The 15,359-nt window shown below is 64.0% G+C and carries 13 protein-coding genes; 10 read left to right on the top strand and 3 right to left on the bottom strand.

The window, feature by feature from the left end; translation table 11 throughout:
* Positions 1–132 precede the first annotated feature (132 nt).
* The 7 genes from J5M71_RS20485 (at position 133) to J5M71_RS20455 (ending at position 8,250) form a co-directional block, all read left to right on the top strand.
* The gene (locus J5M71_RS20485; RefSeq protein WP_207835891.1) at positions 133–1,383 is read left to right on the top strand and encodes an AGE family epimerase/isomerase; all 1,251 of its coding nucleotides are present in this window, start codon (positions 133–135) and stop codon (positions 1,381–1,383) included.
* A 103-nt stretch (positions 1,384–1,486) separates the two neighbouring features.
* Positions 1,487–2,773 (top strand): ABC transporter substrate-binding protein, encoded by a 1,287-nt coding sequence (locus J5M71_RS20480; RefSeq protein ID WP_207835886.1) that lies wholly within the window; start codon positions 1,487–1,489, stop codon positions 2,771–2,773.
* Between the two features lie 196 nt (positions 2,774–2,969).
* Positions 2,970–3,878: a sugar ABC transporter permease gene (locus J5M71_RS20475; RefSeq protein WP_207835869.1), complete on the top strand. Its 909-nt coding sequence runs from the start codon at positions 2,970–2,972 to the stop codon at positions 3,876–3,878.
* On the top strand, positions 3,871–4,716 hold the full coding sequence (locus J5M71_RS20470; protein ID WP_207835867.1) for a carbohydrate ABC transporter permease: 846 nt from the start codon (positions 3,871–3,873) through the stop codon (positions 4,714–4,716). Before J5M71_RS20475 ends, J5M71_RS20470 begins: the two co-directional genes overlap by 8 nt.
* A gap of 3 nt (positions 4,717–4,719) precedes the next feature.
* Entirely contained in the window at positions 4,720–5,874 is a 1,155-nt protein-coding gene (gene ugpC, locus J5M71_RS20465; protein WP_063911413.1) for a sn-glycerol-3-phosphate ABC transporter ATP-binding protein UgpC, read from the top strand.
* Between the two features lie 100 nt (positions 5,875–5,974).
* Positions 5,975–7,267: a carbohydrate porin gene (locus tag J5M71_RS20460; protein ID WP_233687312.1), complete on the top strand. Its 1,293-nt coding sequence runs from the start codon at positions 5,975–5,977 to the stop codon at positions 7,265–7,267.
* Between the two features lie 128 nt (positions 7,268–7,395).
* Positions 7,396–8,250, top strand: a complete 855-nt coding sequence (locus J5M71_RS20455; protein ID WP_207835860.1) for a D-hexose-6-phosphate mutarotase — start codon at positions 7,396–7,398, stop codon at positions 8,248–8,250.
* Here the strand turns inward: J5M71_RS20455 and hexR are convergent.
* Complete coding sequence (hexR, locus tag J5M71_RS20450) at positions 8,243–9,106, bottom strand: DNA-binding transcriptional regulator HexR (protein WP_169774905.1); 864 nt, start codon at positions 9,104–9,106, stop codon at positions 8,243–8,245. The genes J5M71_RS20455 and hexR overlap by 8 nt on opposite strands.
* 211 nt (positions 9,107–9,317) lie before the next feature.
* On the opposite strand from hexR, the gene zwf reads away from it, so the two are divergent.
* From zwf to J5M71_RS20435, 3 genes are read left to right on the top strand one after another with little or no spacing between them, the layout of a single operon-like run.
* The gene (gene zwf, locus J5M71_RS20445; protein ID WP_063911416.1) at positions 9,318–10,787 is read left to right on the top strand and encodes a glucose-6-phosphate dehydrogenase; all 1,470 of its coding nucleotides are present in this window, start codon (positions 9,318–9,320) and stop codon (positions 10,785–10,787) included.
* Positions 10,774–11,487: a 6-phosphogluconolactonase gene (pgl, locus tag J5M71_RS20440; RefSeq protein WP_207835858.1), complete on the top strand. Its 714-nt coding sequence runs from the start codon at positions 10,774–10,776 to the stop codon at positions 11,485–11,487. Before zwf ends, pgl begins: the two co-directional genes overlap by 14 nt.
* A gap of 17 nt (positions 11,488–11,504) precedes the next feature.
* Positions 11,505–12,185 carry a bifunctional 4-hydroxy-2-oxoglutarate aldolase/2-dehydro-3-deoxy-phosphogluconate aldolase gene (locus J5M71_RS20435; protein ID WP_207835848.1) on the top strand — a complete coding sequence of 227 codons (681 nt, stop codon included), beginning with the start codon at positions 11,505–11,507 and terminating at the stop codon, positions 12,183–12,185.
* Between the two features lie 239 nt (positions 12,186–12,424).
* On the opposite strand, the gene leuA is transcribed toward J5M71_RS20435, so the two are convergent.
* Together leuA and J5M71_RS20425 are read right to left on the bottom strand one after the other, a co-directional pair.
* A complete protein-coding gene (gene leuA / locus J5M71_RS20430) occupies positions 12,425–14,098 on the bottom strand; it encodes a 2-isopropylmalate synthase (protein WP_207835846.1) in 1,674 nt (557 codons plus the stop codon).
* 433 nt (positions 14,099–14,531) lie between these two features.
* Entirely contained in the window at positions 14,532–15,359 is an 828-nt protein-coding gene (locus J5M71_RS20425) for a M23 family metallopeptidase (protein ID WP_207835835.1), read from the bottom strand.

Below are 15,359 nucleotides of genomic sequence, written 5' to 3'. Positions count from 1 at the left end.
TTACCCGCGAAGAGGCCGGCACAGGCAACGCAAATGTCACTTGCTGGTGACAAATCCACCTTCCTTGGTGACATTCCCATCCAGGCCCGCTCACTAGAATTCGCACACGACTGGCAAGGATCAAGCTGGCCCATGAACACCTCCAACCTGCCTTCCACCCGCTGGTTCGACGCCCCGGCCCACACCGCCTGGCGCATGGCCGAAGGGCAGCGCCTGCTGACCTTTGCCAAGGCCGCGAAACTGCCCGACGGTTTTGGCAACCTGGATGCCAAGGGGCAGGTTGCCCCTGGTGCCCGCGCCGAAACCCTGAACACCGCCCGCATGACCCACTGCTTCGCCCTGGCTCACCTGCAGGGCGTGCCCGGTTGCCTGGCCTATGCCGAACACGGTGTGGTCGCCTTGCGCGGCGCGCTGCAGGATGCCACCTACGGCGGCTGGTTCGCTCACCCCGGTGGCCATGACGACAGTGGCAAGGCGGCTTACCTGCACGCCTTCGTCGCCCTGGCTGCCAGTTCGGCGGTAATGGCCGGTGCTGGGGATGCAACAGCCCTGCTGGCAGACGCGGTGCAGGTACTTGAAGCGCATTTCTGGAGTGAAGAGGAGGGTGCCCTGCGGGAAGCCTTCTCCCGCACCTGGCAGTTGCCCGAGCCGTACCGTGGCGCCAACAGCAACATGCATGCGGTCGAGGCTTTCCTGGCCCTGGCGGATGTCACTGGCGACAGCCTGTGGCTGCAACGCGGCTTGCGTATCGCCGAACGCATCATCCACACCCATGCCGCCGCCAACGGCTACCGGGTCATCGAGCATTTCGACGCCCTCTGGCAGCCACTGCCGCACTACAACCAGGCGCACCCGGCCGACCACTTCCGGCCTTATGGCACCACGCCCGGGCATGCCCTGGAGTGGGCGCGGTTGCTGCTGCACCTGGAGGCCAGCCTGGAGCGGGCCGGGCTGCACGCACCCGGCTGGCTGCCAGGTAGCGCCCGCGCGTTGTTCGACGCTGCCTGCCAGCTGGCCTGGAACGTCGATGGCGCGCCAGGTTTCGTCTACACCCTGGACTGGGCCGATCGCCCGGTGGTGCGCGCACGCCTGCACTGGGTGCATGCCGAAGCCTGCGCCGCCGCCGCAGCCCTGTTGCAGCGCACGGGCGAGGCGCACTACGAGCAGTGGTACCGTCGTTGCTGGGACTTCATCGCCAACCATTTCATCGACCACGGCGCTGGCAGCTGGCACCACGAACTCGATGCGCACAACCACCCGGCCGCGACCATCTGGCCAGGCAAGCCCGACCTCTACCACGCCTACCAGGCGCTGCTGCTGCCGGGCTTGCCACTGGCACCCAGCCTGGCCAGCGGCCTGGCCGGTAATGTAACCAAACGATGACATTCGCGCGTCGCTTCGTTACCTGGCGAGGCGGACACGCTGTTTAGACTTCATGCAATGCAAGCGAAGACTTGCCCGGCATAACAACAAGAAAGGTGCCCCAATGAATCCCACGCTCCGTCTCGCTGCCGCCATCTCCCTGGCTTCCTTACTTCCGTTCAGTGCTCTGGCTGCCGACTCCAAAGGCAGTGTCGAGGTGGTGCACTGGTGGACTTCCGGGGGTGAAAAAGCGGCGGTTGATGTACTCAAGACCCAGGTCGAAAACGATGGCTTCACCTGGAAGGACGGCGCCGTCGCCGGTGGTGGTGGTGCCACGGCCATGACCGTGCTCAAGAGCCGCGCCGTGGCCGGCAACCCGCCGGGTGCCGCGCAGATCAAGGGCCCGGACATCCAGGACTGGGCGGCCACCGGGCTGCTCGACGCCGATGTGCTCAAGGGTGTGGCCAAGGAAGAAAAGTGGGACTCACTGCTCGACAAGAAAGTCGCCGATACCGTCAAGTACGACGGTGACTATGTCGCCGTGCCGGTGAACATCCACCGCATCAACTGGCTATGGATCAACCCCGACGTCTTCAAGAAGGCCGGCATCGACAAGGCACCCGCCACCCTCGACGAATTCTACGCCACAGCCGACAAGCTCAAGGCCGCCGGCTTCATCCCGCTCGCCCATGGTGGCCAACCGTGGCAGGACAGCACCGTGTTCGAGAACGTGGTGCTGGCGGTGATGGGGGCCGATGGCTACAAGAAGGCCCTGGTCGATCTCGACAGCACAGCCTTGACCGGCCCGCAGATGGTCAAGGCGCTGACCGAGCTGAAAAAGGTCGCCACCTACATGGACCCGGACGGCAAGGGCCAGGACTGGAACCTGGAAGCGGCCAAGGTGATCAACGGCAAGGCCGGCATGCAGATCATGGGCGACTGGGCCAAGAGCGAATGGACCCTGGCGAAGAAAACCGCCGGCAAGGATTACCAGTGCGTGCCGTTCCCCGGCACCGACAAGGCGTTCCTGTACAACATCGACTCGCTGGTGGTGTTCAAGCAGAACGACGCTGGCACGTCCGCCGGCCAGCAGGACATTGCGCGCAAGGTGCTGGGCGAGGACTTCCAGAAGGTCTTCAGCAGCAACAAAGGGTCGATCCCGGTGCGTAACGACATGCTCGCCGACATGGGCAAGCATGGCTTCGATGCCTGTGCGCAAACCTCCGCCAACGACTTCCTCGCCGATGCCAAGACCGGCGGCCTGCAGCCGAGCATGGCGCACAACATGGCCACCACGCTGGCCGTGCAGGGCGCATTCTTCGATGTGGTGACCAACTACATCAACGACCCCAAGGCCGACCCGGCCGATGCGGCGAAGAAGCTGGCGGCGGCGATCAAGGCTGCCCAATAAGCGGCTCGGAGGCCAACGCAGCCTGACTGTGGGAGCGGCCTTGCGTCGCGAAAGGACCGCAAAGCGGTCCCAGAACCAGGCAGCGCAGTCCTTCCAGAACAGCTTCCTTCATCAGGCCCCCGGGGCTGCTTCGCAGCCCTTTCGCGACACAAGGCCGCTCCCACAAAAGCGGGCCGTTGTGCCTTTGAGGTGAACCATGACCACAGCAACCGCCCAACTGCGGGCCTCACCCCTGGACGCGCTACAGCGCTGGCTGCCCAAGCTGGTGCTGGCGCCGAGCATGTTCATCGTCCTGGTGGGTTTCTACGGCTACATCCTCTGGACCTTTGTCCTGTCCTTCACCACCTCGACCTTCCTGCCCACCTACAAGTGGGCCGGCCTGGCGCAGTACGCCCGGCTGTTCGACAACGACCGCTGGTGGGTGGCAAGCAAGAACCTGCTGCTGTTCGGCGGCCTGTTCATCGCCATCAGCCTGGCCATCGGCGTAGTGCTGGCGGTCTTGCTGGACCAACGCATCCGGCGCGAAGGTTTCATCCGCACCATCTACCTGTACCCCATGGCGCTGTCGATGATCGTCACCGGCACCGCCTGGAAGTGGCTGCTCAACCCCGGCATGGGCCTGGACAAGCTGCTGCGCGACTGGGGCTGGGAGGGCTTTCGCCTGGACTGGCTGATCGATCCCGACCGGGTGGTGTACTGCCTGGTGATTGCCGCCGTGTGGCAAGCCTCGGGCTTCATCATGGCGATGTTCCTCGCCGGCCTGCGTGGTGTCGACCCGTCGATCATCCGCGCCGCGCAGATCGACGGCGCCAGCCTGCCGCGCATCTACTGGCGCGTGGTACTGCCCAGCCTGCGCCCGGTGTTCTTCAGCTCGCTGATGATCCTCGCACACATTGCCATCAAGAGCTTCGACCTGGTGGCGGCGATGACTGCCGGCGGCCCGGGCTACTCGTCCGACCTGCCGGCGATGTTCATGTATTCGTTCACCTTCAGTCGCGGCCAGATGGGCATGGGCTCGGCCAGCGCCATCCTCATGCTCGGGGCGATCCTGGCGATCCTCGTGCCTTACCTGTACTCGGAGCTGCGGAGCAAACGCCATGCATAGCCCTCTCGACAAGCCAGCGCTGAGCCCGAGCCGCATCGCCATCCACGCGGTGCTGTTGCTGGCAGTGCTGCTGTACCTGGTGCCGCTGGTGGTAATGCTGCTGACCAGCTTCAAGACCCCGGACGACATCAGCACCGGCAACCTGCTGAGCTGGCCGGTGGCAATTACCGGTATCGGCTGGGTCAAGGCCTGGAGCACGGTCAGCGGTTACTTCTGGAACTCGATCATGATCACCGTGCCAGCGGTGCTGATCTCCACCGCCATCGGCGCGCTGAACGGCTATGTGCTGTCGATGTGGCGCTTCCGTGGCTCGCAGCTGTTCTTCGGCCTGCTGCTGTTCGGCTGCTTCCTGCCGTTCCAGACCGTGCTGCTGCCGGCCTCGTTCACCCTCGGCAAGCTCGGCCTGGCCAGCACCACGACCGGCCTGGTGCTGGTGCACGTGGTCTACGGCCTGGCCTTCACCACGCTGTTCTTCCGCAACTTCTACGTGAGCATCCCCGATGCCCTGGTCAAGGCTGCGCGCCTGGACGGTGCCGGGTTCTTCACCATCTTCCGCCGCATCATCCTGCCGATGTCCACGCCGATCATCATGGTCTGCCTGATCTGGCAGTTCACCCAGATCTGGAACGACTTCCTGTTCGGCGTGGTGTTCTCCAGCGGCGATTCGCAACCGATTACCGTGGCCCTGAACAACCTGGTCAACACCAGCACCGGGGCCAAGGAATACAACGTCGACATGGCGGCGGCGATGATCGCTGGCCTGCCAACCCTGCTGGTCTACGTGGTGGCAGGCAAATATTTCGTCCGCGGGCTGACTGCTGGCGCGGTAAAGGGGTAAGTCATGGCAACGCTCGAACTTCGCAACGTGAACAAGACCTACGGCAGCGGCTTGCCGGACACCCTCAAGGACATCCAGTTGTCGATCAGGGATGGCGAGTTCCTGATCCTGGTCGGCCCGTCGGGCTGCGGCAAGTCGACCTTGATGAACTGCATCGCCGGGCTGGAGCAGATCAGCGGCGGCGCGATTCTCATCGACCAGCAGGACGTCAGCGGCATGAGCCCCAAGGACCGCGACATCGCCATGGTGTTCCAGTCCTACGCGCTGTACCCGACCATGAGCGTGCGCGAGAACATCGAGTTCGGCCTGAAGATCCGCAAGCTGCCCCAGGCCGCCATCGACGAGGAGGTGGCGCGGGTGGCCAAGCTGTTGCAGATCGAGCACCTGCTGGCGCGCAAGCCGGCGCAGCTGTCCGGTGGCCAGCAGCAGCGCGTGGCCATGGGCCGGGCGCTGGCGCGGCGGCCGAAGATCTACCTGTTCGATGAACCGCTGTCCAACCTCGATGCCAAGCTGCGCGTCGAGATGCGTACCGAAATGAAACTGATGCACCAGCGCCTGAAGACCACCACCGTGTACGTCACCCATGACCAGATCGAGGCCATGACCCTGGGCGACAAGGTGGCGGTGATGAAGGACGGCATCATCCAGCAGTTCGGCACCCCGCAGCAGATCTACAACGATCCGGCCAACCAGTTCGTCGCCAGCTTCATCGGTTCGCCGCCGATGAACTTCATCCCGGTGCGCCTCACGCAACAGGACGGGCGCCTGCTGGCCGTGCTCGACAGCGGTCAGGCGCGTTGCGAGCTGCCCTTGGGGGTGGCCGCTGACGAACTGGATGGCCGCGAGATCATCCTTGGCATCCGCCCCGAGCAGATTGCCCTTGGGGCCGCGGAGGGCAATGGCCTGCCGGGCATTCGCGCCGAGGTGCAGGTGACCGAGCCCACCGGGCCAGACCTGCTGGTGTTCGTCACCCTCAACCAGACCAAGGTCTGCTGCCGCCTGGCGCCAGATGTGGCGTGCCGGGTCGGCGACAGCCTGAACCTGCAATTCGACCCGGCCCGGGTGCTGCTGTTCGACGCCGCCAGCGGCGAGCGTTTGCACCTGGCCACCACTGCCGCAGCCATGAAGGACAACGTGGCGCACTTCAAAGGCCGATAACTCGTCTACACCATCAATAAGAAAAAGAGGACGCAAAGGGATGGAACAGCGCAAACGCATCAGGACATTGGGCTCGCTGGCCTTGCTCGCACCACTGGCAATGGCCGGTAGCAGCGGCGCGCAGGCTGCCGAGGCCTTTTCCAGCGAATCGAAGTGGATGACCGGCGACTGGGGTGGCACCCGTACCGAACTATTGGAAAAGGGCTACGACTTCACCCTCGATTATGTCGGTGAGGTCGCTGGCAACCTGCACGGCGGCTACAACGACGACAAGACCGCGCGCTATAGCGACCAGTTCGCCCTTGGCGCGCATCTGGATCTGCAGAAAATCTTCGGCTGGCACGATGCCGAGTTCAAGCTGGCGATCACCGAGCGTAGCGGCCGCAACCTGTCCAACGACCGTATCAGCGATCCGCGCGCCGGGCAGTTCAGCTCGGTGCAGGAAGTGTGGGGCCGTGGCCAGACCTGGCGCCTGACCCAGATGTGGGTCAAGCAGAAGTACTTCGACGGTGCGCTGGACGTGAAATTCGGCCGCTTCGGCGAGGGCGAGGACTTCAACAGCTTCCCCTGCGACTTCCAGAACCTGGCCTTCTGCGGCTCGCAGGTCGGCAACTGGGTTGGCGGCATCTGGTACAACTGGCCGGTCAGCCAGTGGGCGCTGCGGGTGAAATACAACATCACCCCGGAATTCTTCGTCCAGGTCGGTGCCTTCGAGCAGAACCCTTCCAACCTGGAAACCGGCAACGGCTTCAAGCTCAGTGGCAGCGGCACCAAGGGCGCGATCCTGCCGGTGGAAGCGGTGTGGTCACCCAAGGTCAACGGCCTGCCGGGCGAGTACCGCCTGGGTTACTACTACAGCACGGCCAAGGCCGATGATGTGTTCGATGACGTCAACGGTAACCCGCAGGCGCTGACGGGCGAAGCCTTCAAGTCGCACTCCAGCAAGCATGGCTGGTGGGTAGTGGCACAGCAGCAGGTCACTGCCCATGGCGGCGACGTCAACCGGGGCCTTAGCCTGTTCGCCAACTTCACCGTGCACGACCAGGCCACCAACGTCGTCGACAACTACCAGCAGGTAGGACTGGTCTACAAAGGCGCCTTCGATGCCCGGCCCAAGGATGACATCGGCTTCGGCGTGGCGCGCATTCATGTGAATGACGACGTGAAGAAACGCGCCGAACTGCTCAACGCCCAGAGCGGCATCAACGATTACGACAACCCAGGCTTCGTGCCGCTGCAGCGTACCGAGTACAACGCCGAGCTCTACTACGGCTTCCATGTGACCAACTGGCTGACCGTGCGGCCCAACCTGCAGTACATCAAGAGCCCCGGCGGGGTGGATGAGGTGGACAACGCGCTGGTCGCAGGGTTGAAGATTCAGTCGTCATTCTGAGGGCGATTGTTGTAAATTTACGCCAATTCATTTTCGGTACTATTTCGATAGTCGGCACCCACTGCCCTGCAGTGGGTGCCGGGGATAGGCCGAGACAGCGCTATCTCAAACAACAAGAGCTCTGAACCATGCCCGAACATCCGCTCCATCGCTTCTTTGCCTCGCAGCGGCCCCGGCCGACATTCGAGTGGGAGCGTTACCAGCAGCGCGATGTGCTGATCATCGATCACCCCCGTTGCCAGGCGGTGTTCAGCCGCCAGGGTGCGCAACTGCTGCATTTTCAACCGGCGGGTGAACGGCCCTGGTTGTGGTGCGCCGAGCAGTGGCCGCAGGTGGGAGCGATACGCGGTGGCGTACCGGTGTGCTGGCCGTGGTATGGCCGCCACCCCAGCGAGGACTTGTGGCCGGCCCATGGCTGGGCGCGCTTGCTGGACTGGAAGCTGGTGGACAGCCGCGAGGACGAGGAGGGCGTAACCCTGAAGTGGCGGCTGGACCTGTGCGACTGGCAGGTCGACCTGCATGCCCGGTTGGGCAGCCGCATGGAGCTGAGCCTGAGCACCGAGCACCAGGACAGCGAACCCTGCCAATTGAGCCATGCCCTGCTGGCCTACTGGCGTATCAGTGACGTGGCTGAGATAGCGCTGTCCGGGCTCGAGGATATCGAAGGCTACGACCGCCTCAACCGCCAGGTCTGCCGTGAGGATGGCGCGCTGAAGCTCAAGGGCGGCTGCCAGAAGGTCTACCCCGGCACGCCGCGGGTGCAACTGCAGGACCCGGCCTGGCAGCGCGAGCTGTGCATCGATACCGGTGACAGCGACGACACGGTGGTCTGGCACCCGGGCAACCGCCCGCTGATGGGCGTGACCGGGCGTGAATGCCAGCACTTCGTCTGTGTCGAGGCCGCCAGCGGCAGTGGTGAGGGCCTGAGCCTGGCGCCGGGACAGCGTGCCCACCTGCGCCTGCAGGCGCACCGGCTCAGTTGAGCTCGTCGTCCTCGATCGGGTAGCGGCTGGCGTTGAGGCTTTCCTTGATCTTGCGCAGGTGCGGCTGGAAGTCCACGCCACGGCGCAGGGTCATGCCGGTGGCCAGTACATCGAGCACGGTCAGCTGGATGATCCGCGAGGTCATTGGCATATAGATGTCGGTGTCTTCCGGCAGCGGAATGTGCAGGCTCAGGCTGCAGGCATTGGCCAGCGGCGAACCGGCGGCGGTCAGGCCCAGCACCGAGGCGCCGTTCTCGCGGGCCAGGCGGGCCACTTCAACCAGTTCGCGGGTGCGCCCGGTGTAGGAAATGATCACGAACAGGTCGCCAGTGTGCGCCACCGAGGCCAGCATGCGCTGCATCAGCACGTCGGCGTGGGCCGATACTGCGAGGTTGAAGCGGAAGAACTTGTGCTGGGCGTCCAGCGCCACCGGGGCCGAGGCGCCCAGGCCGAAGAAGTGGATCTGCCGGGCCTGGATCATCATGTCCACGGCACGGCTGACCTGCTGCGGGTCGAGCTGCTGGCAGGCGCTGTCGAGCGAGGCGATGGCGCTGGCGAAGATCTTCTGGGTGTAGGCTGCCGGGTCATCGTCAGCCTCTACCGCGCGGCTGACGTAGGCGGCGCCGCTGGCCAGGCTCTGCGCCAGCTGCAGCTTGAGCTCGGGGTAGCCGCTGACGCCGAACGAGCGGCAGAAGCGGTTGACGGTCGGTTCGCTGACCTTGGCCGCCTGGGCCAGCGCAGCGATGCTGAAACGGGTGGCTTGTTGCGGGTTGAGCAGGATGACTTCGGCGACTTTGCGTTCGGCCTTGTTCAGCTCGTCGAGGCGGCCCTGGATCTGTTCCAGGAGGTTTCGCACGCGGTCCATGGGTGTGTCCTTGGGTCGGGAAGACAGCCGGCTGTGGGAGCAGCAGGCTTTTTGCACGGTCGTCTATCGTACTGTCGGCGCGGTTGACGTACCACTTGTCTGTAACACTTGTGTGTAATGTTGTGGTTTTTACTACATTATCCCTTGAAAACCGTATGTGAAAGCGGTATTCCTAGACCAACTTTAGGAAAGAACCAACATCATGGCTGCGATCAGTGTCGAACCTTGCACCTTTGCCCTGTTTGGCGCCCTCGGCGACCTGGCATTGCGCAAGCTGTTTCCTGCGCTTTACCAGCTCGACCGGGCCAACCTGTTGCACCCGGATACCCGCCTGCTGGCGCTGGCCCGCGAGGCCGGTAGCGCGCAGGACCACCTGGACAGCATCGAAGCGCACCTGCGCCGGCATGTGCCCGAGGCCGATATCGAGCCCGCTGCGCTGGGCCGCTTCCTCGCCCGGCTGAGCTACCAGCACCTGGACTTCCTCCAGCCCGAGGGCTACCAGGCCCTGGCCGAGCAGTTGCCGGGCGAGCTGCCGCTGATCGCCTACTTCGCCACCGCAGCGGCGGTGTACGGGGCCATCTGCGAAAACCTCGACAAGGCCGGGCTGGCCGCGCGCACCCGGGTGGTGCTGGAGAAGCCCATTGGCCACGACCTGGAGTCGTCGCGCCGGGTCAACGATGCCGTGGCGCGGTTCTTCCCCGAGAGCCGGGTCTACCGTATCGACCACTACCTGGGCAAGGAAACGGTGCAGAACCTGATCGCCCTGCGCTTCGCCAACAGCCTGTTCGAAACCCAGTGGAACCAGAATTCCATCTCCCATGTGGAGATCACCGTCGCCGAGAAGGTCGGCATCGAAGGCCGCTGGGGCTACTTCGACAAGGCCGGCCAGCTGCGCGACATGATCCAGAACCACCTGCTGCAGCTGCTGTGCCTGATCGCCATGGACCCGCCCAGCGAACTGTCCGCCGATGCCATCCGTGACGAAAAGGTCAAGGTACTCAAGGCCCTGGCACCGATCACCGGCGAAGGGCTGAGCACCCGTGTGGTGCGCGGCCAGTACATCGCCGGCTACAGCGAAGGCAAGCCGGTGCCCGGTTACCTGGAAGAAGACAACGCCAACGCCCAGAGCGACACCGAAACCTTCGTCGCCCTGCGTGCCGACATCCGCAACTGGCGCTGGTCGGGCGTGCCGTTCTACCTGCGTACCGGCAAGCGCATGCCGCAGAAGCTGTCGCAGATCGTCATCCATTTCAAGGAAACGCCGCACTACATCTTCGCCCCGGAACAGCGTTTGCAGATCGGTAACAAGCTGATCATCCGCCTGCAACCGGACGAAGGCATTTCTTTGCGGGTGATGACCAAGGAGCAGGGCCTGGACAAAGGCATGCAACTGCGCAGCGGCCCGTTGCAGCTGAATTTCTCCGACACCTGGCGCAGTGCAAGGATTCCGGATGCCTACGAGCGGCTGTTGCTCGAAGTGATGCGCGGCAACCAGAACCTGTTCGTGCGCAAGGACGAAATCGAATATGCCTGGAAGTGGTGCGACCAGCTGATCGCCGGCTGGCGTAACGCGGGTGATGCACCCAAGCCATACGCGGCAGGCTCCTGGGGGCCGATGAGCTCGATTGCACTGATCACGCGCGATGGGAGGGCGTGGTATGGGGATATCTGAACTGAAACTGCCAGCGGTTGTGAAGGTGCATGAGCTGGCGGATGCCAAGGCGCTGGCCGCAACCCAGGCCCATGACGTGGCTGAGCGCCTGCGCGCGGCCATTGCCGCCAAGGGCCAGGCCTGCCTGGTGCTGTCCGGTGGCCGCAGCCCGGTGCCGTTCCTCGAAAAGCTGGCCAGCGAAAACCTCGACTGGGCCAAGGTTACCGTCAGCCTGGCCGATGAGCGCTGGGTGCCGGTGGAGCACGCCGACAGCAACGCCGGCCTGCTGGCCCGCCACCTGTTCAAGGGCGCGGCGGCCAAGGCCCGCTTCGTTGGCCTGTACCAGCAGGCGGATAACCTCGATGCTGCTGCGGGCAAGGCCGATCAGGCCCTGGCCGAGCTGCCGCCAATCGACGTGCTGGTGCTGGGCATGGGTGATGATGGCCATACCGCCTCGCTGTTCCCCGCCAGTCCCAACCTGGAAGCAGGCCTCGACCTGGCCAACCCACGCCGCTGCCTGCCCTTGCTGGCACCGAGCGTGCCGCACCAGCGCCTGTCGATGACCCGCTCGCTGCTGGCCGGTGCCGCCTTTACCGCGCTGTCCGTACAAGGGCAGGGCAAACTCGCTACCCTGCGCGCCGCGCTGGCTGGCAACGACCTTACCGAAATGCCGATTCGCGCTTTTCTTCACGCCCCCCTGGACATCTACTGGTGCCCATGAGCCAAGGATCCACAGTCATGACCACCCTCGAACGCCCACAGCCCAAGCTCTCGATGGCCGACAAAGCCGCACGGATCGACGCCATTTGCAAAAAGGCGCGCATCCTGCCGGTGATCACCATCGCCCGTGAGGAAGACATCCTGCCGCTGGCTGATGCCCTGGCGGCCGGCGGTATCCGTACCCTGGAAGTGACCTTGCGCTCGCAGTATGGCCTGAAGGCCATCCAGGTGCTGCGCGAGCAGCGCCCGGAACTTTGTGTCGGTGCCGGCACCGTGCTCGATCGCGGCATGTTCGCGGCCGTTGAAGCTGCGGGGGCGCAATTCGTCGTTACCCCGGGCATTACCCAGGACATTCTCGAAGCCGGTGTGGACAGTGAGATCCCGCTGCTGCCAGGCATCAGCACGCCGTCCGAAATCATGATGGGCTATGCCCTGGGCTACCGCCGCTTCAAGCTGTTCCCGGCGGAAATCAGCGGCGGCGTCGCGGCGATCAAGGCCTTTGGTGGCCCGTTCGGCGATATTCGCTTCTGCCCGACCGGCGGGGTGAACCCGGCCAACGTGCGCAACTACATGGCGTTGCCCAATGTGATGTGCGTGGGTGGCACCTGGATGCTCGACAGTGGCTGGATCAAGAACGGCGACTGGGCGCGGATCGAAGCGTGCAGTGCGGAGGCAATGGCGCTGCTGGACGCCAACTGAATTTGTTGTGTGCTTTACGGCTTATGGGGCGCTTGGTCGGCGCCCCTTTTTTTTGCCTGGAGATCTTGCAGTGCCTGTACCGGCCCTTTCGCGGGTGAACCCGCTCCCACAGGTACTGTACAGTTGCTGAGTGCAGCGCGATCCCTGTGGGAGCGGGTTCACCCGCGAAGAGGCCGGCACAGGCAGACAAAAAAGCCCGCATCAAACGATGCGGGCTTTTGCATTCATCACGCTACAGTTCAGGCCGCCTTGGCTTCCTGCTGGCTCAGCGAGCGGTTCAGCGCGCTGAACAGTGCCTTGAAGCTGGCCGTGGTGAAGTTTTCATCGATACCCACACCATGCACCGGGCGGCCACCGGCCACGCGCAGTTCGATATAGGCCGCAGCCTTGGCATTGGTACCGGCGCCAATGGCGTGCTCGTTGTAGTCCATGATCTCCACGGCAATCGGCAGGCCGGCCACCAGCGCTTCCAGCGCGCCGTTGCCCTTGCCGCGCCAGTGCAGGGTGGTTTCGCCTTCACTGGCGACTTCCACTTCCACGGCGCTGTGGCCGTTCTCTTCCTGCAGGCGGTGACTGACCAGCGCGTACGGGGTGTTGGCCTGGAGGTATTCCTTGTGCAGCAGGCTGTAGATCTGCTGGGCAGTCATTTCCAGGCCCAGACGGTCGGTTTCACTCTGTACTACCTGGCTGAACTCGATCTGCATGCGGCGCGGCAGGCTGATGCCGTATTCCTGCTCGAGCAGGTAGGTGATGCCGCCTTTGCCCGACTGGCTGTTGACGCGGATCACCGCCTCGTAGCTGCGGCCGATGTCGGCCGGGTCGATCGGCAGGTAAGGCACTTCCCACAGCTCGCCTTCCTGCTGCTTGGCGAAGCCCTTGCGGATGGCGTCCTGGTGCGAGCCGGAGAACGCGGTGTGGACCAGGTCGCCCACGTACGGGTGACGCGGGTGCACCGGCAGCTGGTTGCACTCTTCGACCACCTTGCGCACGCCGTCGATGTCGGAGAAGTCCAGCAGCGGGTCGATGCCCTGGGTGTAGAGGTTCAACGCCAGGGTCACCAGGTCGACGTTACCGGTACGCTCGCCGTTGCCGAACAGGCAGCCTTCGGCGCGGTCGGCACCGGCCATCAGGCCCAGTTCGGTGGCGGCGATGCCGGTGCCGCGGTCGTTGTGGCAGTGCAGGCTGATGATGACGCTGTCGCGACGGCTGACGTTGCGGCAGAACCACTCGATCTGGTCGGCGTAGATGTTCGGCGTGGACACTTCCACGGTGGCCGGCAGGTTGAGGATGATCTTGTGCTCGGGGGTCGGGTTCCACACCTCGATCACCGCGTCGCAGACTTCCTTGGCGAACTCCATCTCGGTGGCGCTGAAGGTTTCCGGCGAGTACTGGAAGGTCCACTGGGTTTCCGGCTGCTGGGCGGCGTACTTGACGAACAGCTTGGCCGCGTTCACCGCGATGTCCTTCACGCCTTGCTTGTCCTGGTTGAAGACAATGCGGCGGAACGACGGGCTGGTGGCGTTGTACAGGTGGACGATGGCCTTCTTCGCCCCGCGCAGCGATTCGAAGGTGCGGGCGATGAGGTCTTCACGGGCCTGGGTGAGCACCTGGATGGTGGTGTCGTCCGGGATGTGGCCTTCTTCGATCAGCATGCGCACGAAGTCGAAATCGGTCTGCGATGCGGACGGGAACGAGGCTTCGATTTCCTTCACGCCAACCTGCACCAAGGTCTTCCAGAAGCGCAGCTTCTTCTCCGAATCCATCGGCTCGATCAGCGACTGGTTGCCATCACGCAGGTCGGAGCTGCACCAGATCGGCGCGGCGGTGATGGTCTTCGACGGCCAGGTACGGTCAGGCAGGTCGATGGTCGGGAAAGCGCGGTATTTCTTCGAAGGGTCTTTGAGCATGGTCATGGAAGCAATCCTTTTGTGTGCGGCCGAAATCGGGCCTGCCGAGCGATAACGAGATGAAAAGGCGAGGCGACGCGATTCAGCCTGGTAGTCGGGCGCTGACCAGGCAGAGGCTGCGATGTTGTCGGAGCAGGATGAGGGTGCTGAAGGTTTTCATGCCTTCAAACTTAAACAGTGGGGTGGGGGATGGCAAGCGTTCAGCAAAAATTGAGAGGAATGCTTAAAAAAAGCTGATAGGCGAGATTTTATCGCTATATTTTTCTGAGTGCTTCTCAATTTTTGCGCAGTCTTTTTCGATGGCGCAACGCGGTTGAACATGATGTCTCATGTGCTGGCCTCTTCGCGGGCGCGCCCGCTCCCACAGGTACAGCACAGCCTTCAGGCGCGGCGCAATACCTGTGGGAGCGGGCATGCCCGCGAAGCAGGCGCCCCGGTCTCAGGGCTGGAACGCGCCAATGAAAATCGCCGGATCCACCCGCGCATCATTCAGGCTGACGTTCCAGTGCATGTGCGGCCCGGTAGCCCGCCCGGTCGAGCCCACGCGCCCGACCACCTCGCCCCGGCGCAGCTGCTGCCCCACCTGCACATCGATCTTCGACATATGGCAGAACATGCTGATAAAGCCCTGCCCGTGGTCGACGAACACCGTGCGGCCATTGAAGAAGTAATCCCCCACCAGGATCACCTTGCCATTGGCCGGGGTCTTGATCGGCGTGCCGGCCGGTACCGCGAAGTCCAGCCCGGCGTGTGGGTTGCGTTCTTCACCATTGAAGAAGCGGCGCACGCCGAACTTGCTCGACAGCGGGCCACTGACCGGCTTGTCGAGGATCAGGTTGCTCGGCAGGGTCGGGCTGAAGCTGCGGTAAGCCTTGATCTGCTCGGCAAGCTCGCGGTCGATGCGCTTGAGGTCGGCCGGGTTCGGGTTGACCTGACGGGTGTTCTTCAGGGTGATGCGCTGCTCGGGGTACTTCTTGCTGCCGACCGTGAAGGGCAGGGTACGGCCGCCTTGGTTCAGCACAGCGGTGCCGGGCTTCTGGGTCAGCGGGATGCCGACGATGGCCAGCCAGTTGTCCTGCTCCTTCACCACCAGCACCGGTTTGCCGTCGAAGCTGGCGTTGGGCGCGCTGGCGGCGGGGCCGAGGTCGACCACCGCCACGCCGCCGGGTACCGGCTTGTTCAGCGTGCGGGTGATGTAGCTGGCCTGGGCGCCGCCGGCCAGCAGCAGGAGGGAAAGGGCAAGCAGGGGCGCGAGCAGGCGGGGCAT

Source organism: Pseudomonas sp. 43(2021), assembly GCF_017490805.1.
Classification (GTDB): Bacteria; Pseudomonadota; Gammaproteobacteria; order Pseudomonadales; family Pseudomonadaceae; genus Aquipseudomonas.
The sequence above is the reverse complement of the archived record's forward strand: the minus strand, read 5'-3'. Positions and strand labels throughout refer to the sequence as shown.